The following is a 15,650-nucleotide window of genomic DNA, read 5'->3' on the forward strand; positions in this document are numbered from 1 at the left end:
CTCCGAGTTTGTCGGTCGGGTCTGGAGGATATTGGCTGGAGTCGCGGGTGGCCGTCCGGGTCGCCCGTCGGACACGCGGCCGGCCCGACGGGTCGCGCCGGGACACGGAAGGCGGGCACTCATGCGTGCGCGTACACGAATGGCCGCCGGGGCGATCGGCGCTCTCACCGCGGCCGCGCTTCTCACCGGCTGCGGCGACGCCGGCTCGTCCGGCACCGACGCGCCCGAGCAGGGCGCCTCGGGGGCGGGCTGTGCTCCGGTGGCCGGTGACCAGCTCGTCGTCCTGACCGACGACAAGAAGCTCCAGAACACCGACAACGTCATTCCCGCGATCAACGCGAAGGCGGCCACGCCGCAGCTCGTCGCCGCGCTCGACAAGGTCTCCGCGAAGCTCGACACCCCGAAGCTGATCCAACTCAACCGGGCGGTCGACGTCGACCGCAAGACGCCCCAGGTCGCCGCGCAGGAGTTCGCCTCCGCCAACGGCGTGACCGACGGGATCGAGAAGGGCCCGGGCGGCCAGATCACAGTCGGCGCGGGCAACTTCAGCGAGAGCCAGACCATCGCCGAGCTCTACAAGATCGCGCTCACCGCCGCCGGCTACCAGGTCAAGGTGCAGACCATCGGCAACCGGGAGCTCTACGAGCCGGCGCTGGAGAAGGGCCAGATCCAGGTCGTCCCGGAGTACGCCGCCACCATGGCGGAGTTCCTCAACACCAAGAACAACGGCAAGGACGCGCAGCCCGTCTCCTCGCCGGAGCTGGACAAGACGGTCGCGGCGCTGAAGAGCCAGGGTGACAAGAACGGCCTGGTCTTCGGCCAGCCGTCCCAGGCGCAGGACCAGAACGCGTTCGCCGTCACCAAGGCGTTCGCCGACAAGTACGGCGTCTCGACGCTCTCCGAGCTGGCCGCCAAGTGCTCCGGCCAGGCGACCGTGCTGGCCGGGCCGCCGGAGTGCCCGCAGCGGCCGAAGTGCCAGGCCGGCCTGGTCGAGGTCTACGACTTCAAGGCCGGCTCGTTCAGCTCGCTCGACGCGGGCGGCCCGCAGACCAAGAACGCGCTGAAGACCGGCTCGGCGAGCGTCGGCCTGGTCTTCTCCTCCGACGCCGCGCTGGCCACGAGCTGACGCACCACCGCCGGCCGGTGCCACGCGTGCCGGCCGGCGGCCCGTTCGGCGGCCCGGGCATCGAGTCGTGCCGACCCGTTCCCCTCGGGTGGAACTCTCGGTAATCTGCTCAGCCATGCCCGCCTCGGTCGCGCCCACCGACAAGAGCACGCCCACGGTGCTCACCGTCCTGTTCTGGGTCGGTGTGGGGCTGGCGCCCCTGGCCGCGCTCATCCTGCTGATCGCCGACGGCAACGGCTCGCTCCGGTTCGGTGCGGTCCTGGCGATCCTCGCCGTCGTGCTCATCGGTCTGTCGATGGCGCTGCGGCCGGAGGGCGGTTCCGACGACGCGGCCACCGAGGAGCTGCGCGAGGAGCTGGCGCAGCTCCGGCGGGAGTTGCGAGCCGAGATCGTGGCCGCCGCGCAGCGCGGCAACCAGGCACTCGACCAGGCCCGCCGGGCGGAGGAGGCGGCCGGCGCGGTACGGCATCGGCTCGACGCGGCAGCCGCCGGACTGGCCGCCGCGCCCGCACCCGCCGCAGCGCCCGTGCCCGCGTCCGCCGCCGTGCCCGCGTCCGCATCCGCCGCCGTGCCGGAGCGCCCGAGCGGTGCGGCACGGGTGCCGGTCACCGGCAGGTCCGACGCGGGACGGGCGCACCCGGCCGGCCGGGACGACGACGAACCGGCCTGGCCGGCGGGCGCCGCCGGCCGCTACGGAACCGACTCCGACTCACCCAGGGCGGGCGCCGAGCCGCTCCGGCCCGGCCGTTACGACGCCGAGCCGCCCCGGACCGGCCGTTACGACGATGAGCCGTCCCGGGCGGATTACTACGAATCCGAACAGCCCCGGTCCGGCCGTCACGAACCCGACCCGGTGCGGACGGGCCGGCACGACGCCGAGCCGGCGCGGGCCACCGTACGTCCGGACCGGCCGGCGAGCGGGGTGTACGGCGCGGCGCGGGTCTCCGATCCGGCGGCCCGCCCGGTCGGCGTGGTCCACCACACCGAGACGGTGCACGTCACCACCCGGCACACGATTGTCGGCGGTGGTGAGCCGGCCGGAAACCGGTACGGCGGATTCCCCGGCGGCTGGTCGGACGAGGACCGGTCGCGTGGCACGGACCCGGCCGATCACTGGCGTGCGGGACACCGCGACCCGGGCGACCGGCCGGGCCGTCGGGCCGCTCCTGATGATCGTGGTCGGGGTGCGGAGTCCGTTGACGACAGGCACTCGTGGAACGACCCCGGACGCCCAGGTGCCGACCATCCGTGGGCGGGCGTCGGCCGGACCGCCGACGGTGAACCGGGCTGGTCCGCGCGTACCGACGGTGAACCGGGCTGGTCCGCGCGTACCGATGGCGAACAGGGCTGGTCCGGGCGCACCGGCGGGGAACCGGGCTGGTCCGCGCGGACCGCCGGGGGCGGCTGGTCGAGCGACCAGGGCCGGACGGCGGCGGAGGAGCAGCGGCAGTGGCCCGGCGGGGGTGACGACCGGGCGGCGGGCGCGTGGCCGGCGGCCGCGGCGGGCGGGCCGGACGCCCCGGCGGGCCGGGCGAGCGACGGCGACCAGTGGTCCGAGATGAGTGCGGGCAACCGGTGGGCCGCCGTCCGCGACGACGGCGCGGGCCGGGAGATCCGGCTCGGAGAACGACGGGCGGCTGTGCACGCCGACGGCGGCGGCACCGAGTACCGGGTCGAGGACCGGTGGGCGTCGGTACGCGGCGGCGGTCCGGCCGCGAGCGGGCCGGGCGAGCCGGAGGGCCGCTGGTCGGCGGAGAGCAACCCGGCGCTGCCGGCCGGCGGGGTGCCGGTGCCGGAGGAGTGGCGGCCACCGGCGCGGCGCAGCGGCCAGCCGGAATGGCGGCAGCCGCCCCCCGAGTGGCGTCAGCCCGGACCGGAGTGGCGTCAGCCGGAGGAACGGCACCAGGCCGAGCCGGAATGGCGGCAGCCGGAGACGCCGCAGCCCGAGTCGCAGTGGCGTCGGCCCGAGCCGGAGTGGCGGCCGGCGGAACCGGAGTGGCGCAGCCCAGAGCGCGGTGGACACGGCCGGCCGCACCGGGACGCCACCGACCGCTGGGGCTGAACCGCCCGCATCGACCGACAGCGCCCGGACGGCTGTTACTTGTCGATGTCGCCCACCACGAAGAACATCGAGCCGAGGATGGCGATCAGGTCGGGCACCAGGCAGCCGGGCAGCAGCGACGACAGGGCCTGCACGTTCGCGTACGAGGCGGTGCGCAGCTTCATCCGCCACGGCGTCTTCTCGCCCCGGGACACCAGGTAGTAGCCGTTGATGCCGAGCGGGTTCTCGGTCCAGGCGTACGTGTGCCCCTCGGGCGCCTTCAGCACCTTCGGCAGCCGGGTGTTCACCGGTCCGCTGATCCGGTCCACCCGGTCCAGGCACTGCTCGGCGAGGTCGAGCGAGACGTACACCTGGTCGAGCAGCACCTCGAAGCGGGCGTGACAGTCACCGGCGGTCTTCGTCACCACCGGCACGTCGAGCTGGTCGTAGGCCAGGTAGGGCTCGTCGCGGCGCAGGTCGAGGTCGAGCCCGGAGGCGCGGGCGACCGGACCGGACGCACCGAACGCGGCGGCGTCGGCGGCGGACAGCACGCCGACCCCGACGGTACGGGCCAGGAAGATCTCGTTGCGCCGGATCAGGTTGTCGAGGTCGGGCATCCGTCGGCGTACCTCGGCGATGGCGGCGCGGGCGCGTCCGGTCCAGCCGGACGGCACCTCCTCCTTCAGGCCGCCGACCCGGTTGAACATGTAGTGGATCCGGCCGCCGGAGACCTCCTCCATCACGGCCTGGATGGTCTCGCGTTCCCGGAACGCGTAGAACATCGGCGTGATCGCGCCGATCTCCAGCGGGTACGAGCCGAGGAACATCAGGTGGTTGAGCACTCGGTTCAGCTCGGCCAGCGCCATCCGCAGCCAGGTGGCGCGCTCCGGCACCTCCATGCCCATCAGCCGCTCGACGGCGAGCACCACGCCCAGTTCGTTCGAGAACGCCGACAGCCAGTCGTGCCGGTTCGCCAGCACGATGATCTGCCGGTAGTCGCGTACCTCGAAAAGCTTCTCCGCCCCCCGGTGCATGTAGCCGACGATCGGTTCGGCGGCGACCACCCGCTCCCCGTCGAGCACCAGCTTGAGCCGCAGCACGCCGTGCGTCGACGGGTGTTGCGGCCCGATGTTGAGCACCATGTCGGTGCCGAGCTGCTCACCGCCCGCGCCGGTGCCGACTGTGAGCTCGCGGAGGTCGGCGGCGTCCGTGGTCATGCCCGTCATCGTGCCACGACCGCGTCGAGCGCGACGCCGACCGGCTGCCGCAGCCACAGGTGCCCGCCGAGCCCGGCCGGGTCGGTCAGTTCGGCCGCCGCCGACGCCGCGGCCAGCGCCCGCAGGTAGCCGGCCGGGTCGCGGGAGGCCAGGCTCAGCGGCGGTCGCCCGCCGTCGGCCCCGAGCGCCCGCAGCGCCTCCCGCTGCGAGACCAGGGAGTACGCGCACCGGGCGACCCGCTCACCGGCGGAGGCGACCGAGTCCATGGCGACGTGCGCCGTCACGTCGCACGATCCGTCCGGCACCGGCGGCACCTGCCGTCCACCCCGGTACCCGGTCAACGTCCCGTCCAGCGGACGCGAGTCCCGCAGATGCCCGTAGTCCACGGCGAGCGCCAACCCCCGCGCGACCTTCCCCACGGCCCCCGCCCAAGCCAGATCCCGCCCCACCCCGATCTCCCCCCTCCCACCGACCCCGCGGCGACTCCCGCCCTCGCCCTCCCCGGTGATCAAGGAGTTCGTGTCCTGATCCGGGCCCTCCGCCGACACGAACTCCTTGATCACCGGGGAGGGAGGCGGGGCGGACGGTGAGGGCCACCAGTGGGTCAGCCAGGTGGTGCCGGTGGGGGACGGGGGCGGGCCCACCGTCTCCTCGCCGGTTTTCGGGTTCACCAGGAGGAGACGCCAGCCTGCCTCGGTGTGGACCGCCACGTCCACGGGGACGTTGTCCAGCCACTCGGTCGCCAGGAGCAGGCCGGTTATCGCGTCCGGGATGTCGGCCTGCCAGGCGATCTCCGGCGGCAGGCCGGCCGGGCGGGGCGACAGTTCCACCGCTACCGGGTTGATCCGGGCGGCCAGCTCGGGTGCGGCCTGCGCCAGCAGCGCCCGGAGCAGTTCGCCCCGGCCCGCACCCACGTCCACCACGTCCAGCCGCGCGGGGTGGCCCAGCGCCGCGTCCACCAGTTCGAGTTGCCGCAGCAGGCAGGCGGCGAACGCGGGCGAGGCGTGCACGCTCGTGCGGAAGTGCGCGGCGGGCCCGCCGCCGGAGACGAAGAAGCCGTCCGGCCCGTACAGCGCCCGCTCCATCGCGTCGCGCCAGCGCAGCGGGGAGGTCACCGGGCCGACCCTACGGGACGTACCCGAACGGGCGGTTTGCCCGCCACCGCAGCGGCCGGTTCCGGCGGCCGGTGAAGGTTTTCACACCTCCTTGTTTCCGGTCTGTCACCCGGGCGCATACTTGCCATCGACCGGTACCCCCTTCGAGGACTGGATCGCTGCCATGAGCGCACCGCTGCGCCCTCGGGCCACCGCTGCCCCGCTCGTCTCTCCCCGTACCCTCACCGTCGGCGTGCTCGGCGCCGGCCGGGTCGGCGCCGTGCTGGGCGCGGCCCTCGCCGCCGCCGGCCACCGGGTCGTCGCCGCGTCCGGCGCCTCGGGCGCGACAAGGGCCCGGCTGGCGCTGCTGCTGCCCCGGACCCCGCACCACGAGGCGTCCGCCGTGGCGCGCGCCGCCACCGACCTGCTGATCGTCGCGGTCCCGGACGACGCGCTCGCGGACGTGGTCGCTGACCTGGCCGCGAGCGGCGCGCTGCGCCCCGGCCAGGTGGTGGCGCACACCTCCGGCGCGCACGGGCTGGCCGCGCTGGCCCCGGTCGTCGAGGCGGGCGCCCGGCCGCTCGCGCTGCACCCGGCGATGACCTTCACCGGTACGCCGGACGACCTGTCCCGCCTGCCGGGCATCTCCTACGGCGTGACCGCCCCGGCCGAGCTGCGTCCGTTCGCGACGCGGCTGGTGGCCGACCTGGGCGGTGTGCCGGAGTGGGTGGGTGAGGCGGACCGGCCGCTCTACCACGCGGCGCTGGCGCACGGCGCCAACCACCTGGTGACGCTCGTCAACGAGTCCGCCGACCGGCTGCGTGACGCCGGGGTGGAGCGGCCGGAGAAGGTGCTCGCCCCGCTGCTGCGGGCCGCGCTGGAGAACGCGCTGCGGCTGGGCGACGACGCGCTGACCGGCCCGGTGTCGCGGGGTGACGCGGGGACCGTACGCCGGCATCTGGACCGGCTGGCGCGGACCGCGCCGGAATCCGTACCCGCGTATCTGGCGTTGGCACGACGGACGGCGGACCGCGCCGTCGCGGTCGGCCGCCTGCGCCCGGCGGACGCGGCCGCGCTGCGCAACGTGCTCGACGGAATCGAGGTGGCGGCCTGATGGCCGAGGTGCTGCACACGCGCAAGGAGCTGGCGGCGGCCCGCGAGGCGATGGCCGGCACCGTCGGCGTCGTGATGACCATGGGCGCGCTGCACGCCGGGCACGAGGCGCTGCTGCGGGCCGCCCGCGAGCGCGCCGGCCACGTCATCGTCACGATCTTCGTGAACCCGTTGCAGTTCGGCCCGAACGAGGACTTCGACCGCTACCCGCGCACGCTCGACTCCGACCTGGAGATCTGCCGCCGGGCCGGGGTGGACGTGGTGTTCGCGCCCTCGGCGACCGAGATGTACCCGGAGGGACGCCCGACAGTGGGGCTGAATCCGGGGCCGCTGGGCGAGGACCTGGAGGGCCTGAGCCGTCCCGGCTTCTTCCACGGCGTGCTCACGGTGGTCATGAAGCTGCTCCAGCTCACCCGGCCCGACCTGGCGTTCTTCGGCGAGAAGGACTATCAGCAGCTCACCCTGGTGCGCCGGATGGTCCGCGACCTCGACGTGCCGACCGAGATCGTCGGCGTGCCGACCGTACGGGAAGCGGACGGGCTGGCCATGTCGAGCCGGAACCGGTACCTCTCGGCGGAGGAACGGCGGACCGCGCTGAGCCTGTCCGCCGCGTTGCGGGCCGGCGCCGAGGCGGCCGAGCGGGGCGAGGACGCGGGCGCGGTGCTGGCCGCCGCGCACCGGGCCTTCGACGCGCCGGACGCCCGCCTGGACTATCTGGTGCTCACCGACACCCAGCTGGAACCCGGCCCGGTCGACGGCCCGGCCCGGCTGCTGATCGCGGCCTGGGTCGGCGCCACCCGCCTGATCGACAACACGGCGATCCACCTCGCGCCGCGTCCCTGACCCCACCACGAATGCGGAAAGGCACCCCGATGTTCCGGACCATGCTCAAGTCGAAGATCCACCGGGCCACGGTGACCCAGGCCGACCTGCACTACGTCGGCTCGGTCACGGTGGACGAGGATCTGCTCGACGCGGCGGACCTGCTCCCCGGCGAGCAGGTCGCGATCGTGGACATCACGAACGGCGCCCGGCTGGAGACGTACGTGATCCCGGGGCGGCGGGGCAGCGGCGTGATCGGCATCAACGGCGCCGCCGCGCACCTGGTGCACCCCGGCGACCTGGTCATCCTGATCTCGTACGGCCAGATGGACGACGCCGAGGCGCGCGCGTACCGCCCCCGGGTGGTGCACGTCGACGCCGACAACAGGGTCGTCGACCTCTCGGCAGACCCGACGACGGCGGCCCCCGGCACCGCGGGCGCCCCCGTCCCCAACCCCCTCGCCGCCTCCCTGAGCTGACCCGCCCCGCCGTTCTCGCCCTTTCTCGCCCTTTCTCACCCCGTCGATCTTGCACTTTCGGCCCCTCGGATGCGTCTTTTGTCCGGCTTGCCGGGGCGACTAGTGCAAGATCGACGAGGGTGGCGGAGTGGGGAACGCGGTCTGTCACCGGAAGGTCATTTTCGGCTACCCTGAGCGGACCGTCGGGGATCGACGGTCGTCGGCTGGGGGAGGCCGCGATGCGCCGTGCGATGAGCGCCCTGGTCGCCGCGATTGTCGCGAGCGCCGCCCTGGCCGGCTGCGCCGGCACCGGCGGGCTGGACGGCGACCTCACCGACGACTGGGCCGCGATGGCGGCCCCCGCGCCGTTCACCCCGGCTGCCGGGGTCTGCCAGGTCGCCGACTTCACCGCGAGCGTCGGGCTGGCCGCGTACGCGCCGGTCGGCTGCGAGCTGCCGCACCGGGTGGAGACGGTGCACGTCGGCGCGTTCACAGCGGACCGGCCCACCCCGCCACCGCTCGCCTCACCCGAGCTGCGTACCGCGTTCGCCGACTGCGACAAACGGGCCGCCGGGTACGTGGGTGACGACTGGCGGGCCGGGCGGCTCCGGCTGGCGGTGGCGCTGCCGACGGGTGTCGGCTGGACGGCCGGCTCTCGCTGGTACCGGTGCGATCTGACCGAACTGACCACCACCGAGGCGGCGGCCACCGTGGTGACTCGGACGGGCAGCCTGCGCGACGCGCTCAGGACGCCGTCCCCGCTGCGGCTGGGCTGCCAGCGCACCGTACGGGAGGCGGGCCGCGTGCAGCGGCTCACCCCGATCGCCTGCACTGTGGCACACGACGCCGAGTTCGTCGGCGTGTGGGCCGCGCCGGACCGCCCGTACCCGACAAAGCCGGAGGACTGGGCGCCGCTCTACGACGGCTGCTTCGCCGTGATCGCCCGTTATGCCGGGCTGCCCGCCGACGGCCATCTGCGCTACCGCAGCGACGTGGTGGTCCGCCCGCCCGCGGCCGGTCGCTGGGCGGTCGGTGACCGGGGCGTGCGCTGTTACCTGTGGCTCAGCGACCGTACGGTGACCACCTCGCTCAAGGGCGCCGGACCGGCCGCCCTGCCGCGCCGGACGAGGTAGCCGACCGCACTCGTCACGCCCCCCGCGCCCGAGCCGAGGACGCTTCGGGTTGACTGTGCTCATGGACCTACCCACAGTCGGCCTGCCGGCGCTGCCCCGGCTGCTCGCCGCGCCCGCCCCCGGCTGGGTGGAGACCACAGACGTGATCGTGGTCGGCTCCGGTGTGGCCGGGCTGACCGCCGCGCTGCACCTGCGCGAGGCGGGCCTGCACGTCACGGTGGTCACCAAGGTCGACATGGACGAGGGCTCCACCCGCTGGGCGCAGGGCGGGATCGCCGCCGTGCTGGACCCGGCGGACACGCCGGCCGCGCACGCGTACGACACGGAGGTCGCCGGCGTCGGTCTGTGCGACCCGGCGGCGGTCCGCGCGCTGGTGGCCGAGGGGCCGACCCGGCTGCGTGAGCTGATGCGGATCGGGGCGGAGTTCGACCGCAACCCGGACGGCTCGCTGATGCTGACCCGCGAGGGCGGCCACCGGGCCGACCGGATCGTGCACGCGGGCGGTGACGCCACCGGCGCGGAGGTGCAGCGGGCGCTGCACGACGCGGTGCGCCGCGACCCGTGGATCCGGCTGGTCGAGCACGCACTGGTGCTGGACCTCCTGCGCGCTCCCGGCGACGGGCCGGGCGGGCTCGGCCCGGCCTGCGGCATCACACTGCACGTGCTCGGCGAGGGCAGCGAGGACGGCGTCGGCGCGATCCTCGGCCGCGCGGTGGTGCTGGCCACCGGCGGCATGGGGCAGGTCTTCGCCGCCACCACCAATCCGGCGGTCTCCACCGGGGACGGCGTGGCGCTGGCGTTGCGCGCGGGCGCTGCGGTCACCGACGTGGAGTTCGTCCAGTTCCACCCGACCGCGCTGATCGTGCCGGCGGGCGGCCCGGGTGCCGGGCTGGCACAGCAGCCGCTGGTCTCCGAGGCGCTGCGCGGCGAGGGCGCCCACCTGGTCGACGGCGACGGCAAGCGGTTCATGGTCGGCCAGCACGAACTGGCCGAGCTGGCCCCCCGGGACGTGGTCGCCAAGGGCATCCACCGGGTGCTGCTCGCGTCCGGCGCCGACCACGTGTTCCTGGACGCCCGCCACCTGGGCGGCGACTTCCTGGCCCGGCGCTTTCCCACCATCGTGGCGTCCTGCCTGGCCATCGGCGTGGACCCGGCGACCGACCTGATCCCGGTCGCGCCGGCCGCGCACTACGCCTCCGGCGGCGTCCGGACGGACCTGCGCGGCCATACCTCCATCCCCGGCCTGTACGCGTGCGGCGAGGTCGCCTGCACCGGCGTGCACGGCGCGAACCGGCTCGCCAGCAACTCGCTGCTGGAAGGGCTGGTCTTCTCCCGCCGGATCGCCGAGGACATCGCCGCCGGCCTGCCCGAGCAGGCTCGCCCGGCGGAGACCGGCGCCTGGGTGGGCGGTCCGGGTCCGCTGGTGCCGGCGTCCGGCACGGCGGATCTGCAACGGGCGATGACGCGGGGCGCGGGCGTGCTCCGGTCGGAGCGAACGCTGGAGGCCACCGCCGCCACGCTCACCGCGCTGGGCGCGGGGCAGGGCTCGCCGCGTACCGCCGACTGGGAGGCCACGAACCTGCTCACAGTGGCGTCGACGCTGGTCGCCGCCGCGTACGCGCGCCAGGAGACGCGGGGCTGCCACTGGCGCGAGGACTTCCCGACCGCCGACGAGCGGTGGCTGGGTCACCTGGTGGCCGAGGTGGCAACGGACGGCCGGGTGGCCGAGCGCTGGGAATCCCGTGAGCGCGAGGAGTGAGCCGGTTTTGCGAGCCCCGCAGTCGCGAACGAAGGAGGCACAGTTCATGAGGGAGCCGACGGAGCGGGCGCTGCGGGAGGGTGGCCTGGACCCGGAGCGGGTCCGGCACGTCATCGTCGACACGCTGCGCGAGGATCTGGGGCCCGACTTCCTCGACGTCACGAGCGTGGCCACCATCCCGGACGAGCAGCACGACACGGCCGATCTGGTGGCGCGTGCCGACGGCGTGGTGGCCGGACTGCCGGTGGCCGCCGCCGTGTTCGAGCTGGTCGGCGAGGTGACCGGCGCGGGGCGTACGGTCGAGGTGTCGCTTGTGGCGCACGACGGGCAGCGGGTGACGCGCGGCGAGGTGCTGGCGACCGTGACCGGGCCGACCCGGCTGCTGCTGACCGGCGAGCGCACGGCGCTGAACCTGCTGTCCCGCATGTCCGGCGTGGCAACGCACACCCGGGCCTGGGCCGACGCGCTCGCCGGCACGAAGGCGACGGTGCTCGACACCCGCAAGACCGCGCCGGGCCTGCGGGCGCTGGAGAAGTACGCGGTCCGGGCCGGTGGCGGCACGAACAAGCGGATGGGCCTGTACGACGTCGCCATGATCAAGGACAACCACAAGCTCGCGGCGGGCGGGATCGCCGCCGCGTTCCGCCGGGTCCGGGACGCGTTCCCCGACGTTCCGGTGCAGGTCGAGGTGGACACGCCGGCCGAGGCGGTGGAGGCCGTCGAGGCGGGCGCGCGGTTCCTGCTGCTGGACAACATGACCCCGGCCCAGCTGCGCGAGGTGGTGGCGTCGGTGGGTGACCGGGCGGAGCTGGAGGCCACCGGCGGGCTGACGCTGCCGATGGCGGCCGAGTACGGCGCGACGGGCGTCGACTTCCTCTCGGTGGGGGCGCTCACCCACTCCTCGCCGATCCTGGACATCGCCCTCGACCTGCGCGCCGTCTAGGCTGCCGCTGTGCTGCTCTGCATCGACATCGGAAACACGAACACCGTGCTGGCGACCTTCGACGGCGACAAGCTGGTGCACTCGTGGCGGATCAAGACCGACGCCCGCTCCACCGCGGACGAGCTGGGCCTGATGTTCCGCGGGCTGCTCGCCGGCGACGCCGTGGAGATCACCGGCGTGGCCGCCTGCTCGACCGTGCCGGCCGCGCTGCGCTCGCTGCGCACCATGCTGGACAGGTACTACGCCGACCTGCCCAGCGTGATCGTCGAGCCGGGGGTGCGGACCGGCGTGCAGCTCGCCATCGACAACCCGAAGGAGGTGGGCGCGGACCGGGTGGTGAACACGCTCGCCGCGTACACGCTCTACGGCGGGCCGTCGATCGTCGTGGACTTCGGCACCACCACCAACTTCGACCTGGTCAGCAGCCGGGGCGAATTCCTCGGCGGCGCGTTCGCGCCCGGCATCGAGATCTCCTTCGACGCGCTGGCCGCCCGCGCCGCCCAGTTGCGCAAGGTGGAGGCGACCCGGCCGCGCTCGGTGATCGGCAAGAACACTGTCGAGTGCCTTCAGGCCGGGCTCTACTTCGGCTTCGCGGGCCAGGTGGACCGGATCGTCGAGCGCATGTCGGAGGAGCTGGGCGGCGTGAAGGCGGTCATCGCCACCGGCGGCCTGGCCTCGCTGGTGCTCGGCGAGTGCCACACCATCACCCACCACGAGCCGATGATCACGCTGATCGGCCTGCGGATGGTCTACGACCGCAACGTCTGAGGTGCAAGGAAGGGCCCCCTCTTAACGCCTCCGGTAGAGGAAGGGCCCCTTCTTAACGCCGCCGCTTCAACGCCGCCGCTTCAACTCCGGCACGCCCGGAGCACCATCGTGCGGTACGGCAGCTCGACGGCGTCCCGGCCGGCCAGGTCGGGGTGGGTGGCGAACAGCTCCGCCAGCTCCGCGTCCACCCGCCGCCGCTCGTCCGCGTCGGCGGTCAGCCAGAACGAGCGGGTGTGCAGCATCGCCACCACCTCGTCCGGCGTGAGCGTGGTGGCGTGCGCGAACTCGCCCACCTCGACCGCCGTGAAGGCGGGGCCGAAGTCCGCGTACCGCTGGGTCACGTCGCCCGCGTTGTCGCCGAGGTGGGCGATCCGGGTCAGCTCCGCGACCCAGCCGACCCGCTCGTCGCGGATGTTCCAGACCGGCGCGAACGTGCCGCCCGGCCGCAGCACACGGGCCACCTCGGCGTGCGCCAGCTCCCTGTCGAACCAGTGGTAGGCCTGCCCGGCCAGCACCGCGTCCGCCGACCCGTCCGGCAGCGGCACCGCCTCGGCGCTGCCGGCCAGCGCCGTCGTGCCAGGCGTGGCGGCGGCCAGCTGCGCCCGCATCCCCGGATCGGGCTCCACGGGTACGACCCGCGCCACCGGCCCGCTCAGCGCCAGCAGCCCTCGGGTGAGGATGCCGGTGCCGGCGCCGAGGTCCACCACCCGGGCGGCGTGCAGCCCGTCCAGCGCCCAGCGCAACGCGGCCTCGGGGTAGCGGGGACGGAACCGGTCGTACTCGGCCGCGGCGGCGCCGAACGAGAGGGCCGCAGTGGGGTCGGTCATGGCGGGCAGGTTATCCCGTAACGGCCGCCCGGGCGCTTGAGTACGCTCATGTGCTGACCCCGCCGATGTTCCCCAAGGCCTGAGGAAGCGTGCCGTGACCGAGCAGAACGCCCTGCCAACAGACCCCGCCGACGACCTTCCCGAGCAGATGAAGGTCCGCCGGGAGAAGCGGGACCGGATGCTCGCCGAGGGCGTCGAGCCGTACCCCGTGGGCTTCCCGCGCACCACCACGCTCGCGCGGCTGCGGGAGCGCTACGCCGACCTGCCCACCGACACCGCCACCGGCGACCGGGTCTCGGTCACCGGCCGGGTGATCTTCATTCGCAACACCGGCAAGCTCTGCTTCGCGACGCTGCGCGACGGTGACGGCACCGAGGTCCAGGCGATGCTCTCGCTGGACCGGGTCGGCGCCGAGCGGCTGGCGGACTGGAAGCGCCTGGTCGACCTCGGTGACCACGTCGGCGTGACCGGCGAGGTGATCACCAGCCGGCGCGGCGAGCTGTCCGTTCTCGCCGAGGAGTGGGCGGTGACCGCCAAGGCGCTGCGCCCGCTGCCGGTGGCGCACAAGCCGCTCAGCGAGGAGTCCCGGGTCCGCCAGCGCTACGTGGACCTGGTCGTCCGCCCGCAGGCGCGGCAGATGGTACGCACCCGGTCCACCGCCGTACGCAGCCTGCGCGACACCCTGCACGGTCAGGACTTCATCGAGGTCGAGACCCCGATGCTGCAACTGCTGCACGGCGGGGCGGCGGCCCGCCCATTCGTGACCCACAGCAATGCGCTCGACACGGATCTGTATCTGCGAATCGCGCCGGAACTGTTTCTCAAGCGTGCGGTGGTCGGCGGCGTGGACCGCGTCTTCGAGATCAACCGCAACTTCCGTAATGAGGGCATCGACTCTTCGCACTCGCCCGAGTTCGCGATGCTGGAGGCGTACCAGGCGTACGGCGACTACCACACGATGGCGGAGCTGACCCGAAATCTCGTGCAGCAGGCCGCACTGGCGGTCGCCGGCTCGACGGTGGTGACCCACGCCGACGGGCGTGAGTTCGATCTGGGCGGGCAGTGGCGGTCGGTGTCGCTGTTCGGTGTTCTTTCCGAAGCGCTCGGTGAGGAGGTCACCGTCCGCACCGAAAGGGCACGCCTCGTCGAGTACGCGGACAAGGTCGGTCTCTCGGTCGACCCGAAGTGGGGGCCGGGCAAGCTGGCCGAGGAGTTGTTCGAGGAACTGGTGGTGCCGTCCCTTCAGGCGCCGACGTTCGTGATGGACTACCCGGAGGAGACCAGCCCGCTGACCCGGGCCCACCGCAGCGAGCCGGGCCTGGCCGAGAAGTGGGACCTCTACGTGCTCGGATTCGAGCTGGGCACCGCGTACTCGGAGCTGGTCGACCCGGTCGTGCAGCGCGAGCGGCTGGTGGCCCAGGCGCAGCTCGCGGCGCGCGGAGACGACGAGGCCATGCGGCTGGACGAGGATTTTCTCCGAGCGATGGAGTATGGAATGCCGCCGTCCGGAGGCATGGGAATGGGAATCGACAGGCTGCTGATGGCACTGACGGGGCTCGGAATTCGGGAAACGATCCTGTTCCCGTTGGTCCGGCCCGAGTAGGCGCTCCGCAAGCCTTCTCCGGCTCGTTACCCGGTCCTATTGACGGAGCAAGCGCCGGACGGGTTATTGTGCTCGGGGTATTGCAGGAGCACAACCCTGCTCGAAAGGAATGTAGGACGTGGCCAAGCAGATCATTCACAAGCTGGTCGATGACCTGGACGGTGGGGACGCTGACGAGACCGTCAAGTTCGCGCTCGACGGGGTGCAGTACGAGATCGACCTCTCCGCATCCAACGCCGGTAAATTGCGTGACGTATTCGCGCCGTACATCGCGAACGGAACGAAGGTCGGTCGCGGGGGTGTGGTCGTGGGTGGCCGGGCCGCTCGGGGCCGGGGCGGGGCGACCGCCGACCGCGAGCAGAACCGGGCCATCCGCGAGTGGGCCAAGAAGGCCGGCAAGGACATCTCCGACCGGGGCCGGATCCCGCAGGAGATCGTGGACGAGTACCACGCGAAGGCGGGGCACTGACCCCACCCTCGTCACGGGCGACGCGACGCCGGACCGGAGTGCCACTCCGGGCGGCGTCGCCGTTTCCGCGTCGGTGTCCTGTTGCGCGCTGGTGTCCTGTTTCCGCGTCCGCGTCCCCGACCGGTCGCGCGGTCCCGTTTCGGCCGCGCCGCGCCGGCTGGCCGGTGCGGCCCGAGCGGGCCGGCCGGTCCACGGTCGGGGAAGAAATCTCCGCCGGGGACGGTTGTCCACAGGCGGTGGAGACTGCGTCCACAGGCTGTGGACGACCCGGCGGACG

14 protein-coding genes are annotated in these 15,650 nt (G+C 73.6%); 11 read left to right on the forward strand and 3 right to left on the reverse strand.

All coding sequences use genetic code 11. The annotated features are described in order from the left end of the window. The first annotated feature begins 121 nt into the window (after positions 1 to 121). Together AB0B20_RS06905 and AB0B20_RS06910 are read left to right on the forward strand one after the other, a co-directional pair. Positions 122 to 1,126 (forward strand): glycine betaine ABC transporter substrate-binding protein, encoded by a 1,005-nt coding sequence (locus tag AB0B20_RS06905; RefSeq protein ID WP_357385484.1) that lies wholly within the window; start codon positions 122 to 124, stop codon positions 1,124 to 1,126. A 115-nt stretch (positions 1,127 to 1,241) separates the two neighbouring features. Continuing rightward, the gene (locus tag AB0B20_RS06910) at positions 1,242 to 3,188 is read left to right on the forward strand and encodes a hypothetical protein (protein ID WP_357468831.1); all 1,947 of its coding nucleotides are present in this window, start codon (positions 1,242 to 1,244) and stop codon (positions 3,186 to 3,188) included. Positions 3,189 to 3,223: 35 nt separating this feature from the next. Here AB0B20_RS06910 and AB0B20_RS06915 read toward each other — a convergent pair whose 3' ends face one another. Both AB0B20_RS06915 and AB0B20_RS06920 read right to left on the reverse strand, forming a co-directional pair. Further along, a complete protein-coding gene (locus AB0B20_RS06915) occupies positions 3,224 to 4,393 on the reverse strand; it encodes an NADH-quinone oxidoreductase subunit D (RefSeq protein WP_013288963.1) in 1,170 nt (389 codons plus the stop codon). Then, the gene (locus AB0B20_RS06920; protein WP_357469068.1) at positions 4,390 to 5,469 is read right to left on the reverse strand and encodes an SAM-dependent methyltransferase; all 1,080 of its coding nucleotides are present in this window, start codon (positions 5,467 to 5,469) and stop codon (positions 4,390 to 4,392) included. Before AB0B20_RS06920 ends, AB0B20_RS06915 begins: the two co-directional genes overlap by 4 nt. A gap of 193 nt (positions 5,470 to 5,662) precedes the next feature. Between AB0B20_RS06920 and AB0B20_RS06925 the strand changes: the two genes are divergently transcribed. From AB0B20_RS06925 to AB0B20_RS06955, 7 genes are all read left to right on the forward strand, one after another. Beyond that, positions 5,663 to 6,592: a Rossmann-like and DUF2520 domain-containing protein gene (locus AB0B20_RS06925; RefSeq protein ID WP_357468834.1), complete on the forward strand. Its 930-nt coding sequence runs from the start codon at positions 5,663 to 5,665 to the stop codon at positions 6,590 to 6,592. Beyond that, positions 6,592 to 7,434, forward strand: coding sequence for a pantoate--beta-alanine ligase (gene panC, locus AB0B20_RS06930; RefSeq protein ID WP_357468837.1), 843 nt, complete (start codon positions 6,592 to 6,594; stop codon positions 7,432 to 7,434). The genes AB0B20_RS06925 and panC overlap by 1 nt, the downstream gene beginning before the upstream one ends. A gap of 29 nt (positions 7,435 to 7,463) precedes the next feature. Beyond that, positions 7,464 to 7,892, forward strand: coding sequence for an aspartate 1-decarboxylase (gene panD, locus AB0B20_RS06935; protein ID WP_357385492.1), 429 nt, complete (start codon positions 7,464 to 7,466; stop codon positions 7,890 to 7,892). Between the two features lie 218 nt (positions 7,893 to 8,110). Further along, positions 8,111 to 9,004, forward strand: coding sequence for a septum formation family protein (locus tag AB0B20_RS06940; RefSeq protein ID WP_357385494.1), 894 nt, complete (start codon positions 8,111 to 8,113; stop codon positions 9,002 to 9,004). A 61-nt stretch (positions 9,005 to 9,065) separates the two neighbouring features. Next, positions 9,066 to 10,763 carry an L-aspartate oxidase gene (locus tag AB0B20_RS06945; protein WP_357468841.1) on the forward strand — a complete coding sequence of 566 codons (1,698 nt, stop codon included), beginning with the start codon at positions 9,066 to 9,068 and terminating at the stop codon, positions 10,761 to 10,763. Between the two features lie 46 nt (positions 10,764 to 10,809). Further along, positions 10,810 to 11,706 carry a carboxylating nicotinate-nucleotide diphosphorylase gene (gene nadC / locus AB0B20_RS06950; RefSeq protein ID WP_357468844.1) on the forward strand — a complete coding sequence of 299 codons (897 nt, stop codon included), beginning with the start codon at positions 10,810 to 10,812 and terminating at the stop codon, positions 11,704 to 11,706. Positions 11,707 to 11,715: 9 nt separating this feature from the next. Further along, positions 11,716 to 12,474 carry a type III pantothenate kinase gene (locus tag AB0B20_RS06955; protein WP_013288955.1) on the forward strand — a complete coding sequence of 253 codons (759 nt, stop codon included), beginning with the start codon at positions 11,716 to 11,718 and terminating at the stop codon, positions 12,472 to 12,474. Between the two features lie 80 nt (positions 12,475 to 12,554). On the opposite strand, the gene AB0B20_RS06960 is transcribed toward AB0B20_RS06955, so the two are convergent. Next, positions 12,555 to 13,301: a class I SAM-dependent methyltransferase gene (locus AB0B20_RS06960; RefSeq protein ID WP_357468847.1), complete on the reverse strand. Its 747-nt coding sequence runs from the start codon at positions 13,299 to 13,301 to the stop codon at positions 12,555 to 12,557. A 94-nt stretch (positions 13,302 to 13,395) separates the two neighbouring features. On the opposite strand from AB0B20_RS06960, the gene lysS reads away from it, so the two are divergent. Then, positions 13,396 to 14,904 (forward strand): lysine--tRNA ligase, encoded by a 1,509-nt coding sequence (gene lysS, locus AB0B20_RS06965; protein ID WP_357385502.1) that lies wholly within the window; start codon positions 13,396 to 13,398, stop codon positions 14,902 to 14,904. A gap of 118 nt (positions 14,905 to 15,022) precedes the next feature. Next, a complete protein-coding gene (locus AB0B20_RS06970) occupies positions 15,023 to 15,373 on the forward strand; it encodes an Lsr2 family protein (protein WP_013288952.1) in 351 nt (116 codons plus the stop codon). Positions 15,374 to 15,650 lie beyond the last annotated feature (277 nt).

It is taken from the genome of Micromonospora sp. NPDC049151 (assembly GCF_040648395.1).
Classification (GTDB): domain Bacteria; phylum Actinomycetota; class Actinomycetes; order Mycobacteriales; family Micromonosporaceae; genus Micromonospora.

Excerpts from the sequence above, each read along its gene's own strand:
- AB0B20_RS06915 (WP_013288963.1), bottom strand. The coding sequence starts at position 4,393 with ATGACGGGCATGACCACGGACGCCGCCGACCTCCGCGAGCTCACAGTC.
- panD (WP_357385492.1), top strand. The coding sequence starts at position 7,464 with ATGTTCCGGACCATGCTCAAGTCGAAGATCCACCGGGCCACGGTGACC.
- AB0B20_RS06945 (WP_357468841.1), top strand. The coding sequence starts at position 9,066 with ATGGACCTACCCACAGTCGGCCTGCCGGCGCTGCCCCGGCTGCTCGCC.
- AB0B20_RS06920 (WP_357469068.1), bottom strand. The coding sequence starts at position 5,469 with ATGGAGCGGGCGCTGTACGGGCCGGACGGCTTCTTCGTCTCCGGCGGC.
- nadC (WP_357468844.1), top strand. The coding sequence starts at position 10,810 with ATGAGGGAGCCGACGGAGCGGGCGCTGCGGGAGGGTGGCCTGGACCCG.
- AB0B20_RS06905 (WP_357385484.1), top strand. The coding sequence starts at position 122 with ATGCGTGCGCGTACACGAATGGCCGCCGGGGCGATCGGCGCTCTCACC.
- AB0B20_RS06910 (WP_357468831.1), top strand. The coding sequence starts at position 1,242 with ATGCCCGCCTCGGTCGCGCCCACCGACAAGAGCACGCCCACGGTGCTC.
- AB0B20_RS06940 (WP_357385494.1), top strand. The coding sequence starts at position 8,111 with ATGCGCCGTGCGATGAGCGCCCTGGTCGCCGCGATTGTCGCGAGCGCC.
- panC (WP_357468837.1), top strand. The coding sequence starts at position 6,592 with ATGGCCGAGGTGCTGCACACGCGCAAGGAGCTGGCGGCGGCCCGCGAG.
- AB0B20_RS06925 (WP_357468834.1), top strand. The coding sequence starts at position 5,663 with ATGAGCGCACCGCTGCGCCCTCGGGCCACCGCTGCCCCGCTCGTCTCT.
- AB0B20_RS06960 (WP_357468847.1), bottom strand. The coding sequence starts at position 13,301 with ATGACCGACCCCACTGCGGCCCTCTCGTTCGGCGCCGCCGCGGCCGAG.